Below are 276 nucleotides of genomic sequence, written 5' to 3'. Positions count from 1 at the left end.
TGACCGTGATATGACGTTAACGCGCTTTTTAGAAGTGTTAGATGTCGGTTTGAACGAACTCGAATTTTCAATGATTCCACAAACGTTAGATCAAGTGACAATTGGGACAATGGATTTAGCGAAAGTGGATAATAAAAAGCACGTTTATATGATCGGGATGAACGACGGCGTGATGCCCCAAGCAATTAACGGCTCTGGTTTGATTTCAGATAATGAAAAGAAAGCGTTTGAAACCTTTGCCGGTGTGCAGTTGAGCACGACCTCAGATATTTTACA

The 276-nt window shown here is 40.9% G+C and carries 1 protein-coding gene; it reads left to right on the top strand.

Annotated features, from left to right (window positions below; all coding sequences use genetic code 11):
• The coding region (locus HUK49_RS10930) for a hypothetical protein (protein WP_191913704.1) at positions 1–276 on the top strand (276 nt) is incomplete at both ends.

This window comes from Limosilactobacillus portuensis, assembly GCF_014838735.1.
Lineage (GTDB): Bacteria > Bacillota > Bacilli > Lactobacillales > Lactobacillaceae > Limosilactobacillus > Limosilactobacillus portuensis.
Note: the sequence above shows the minus strand (reverse complement) of the source record. Positions and strands in the feature narration are given on the sequence as shown.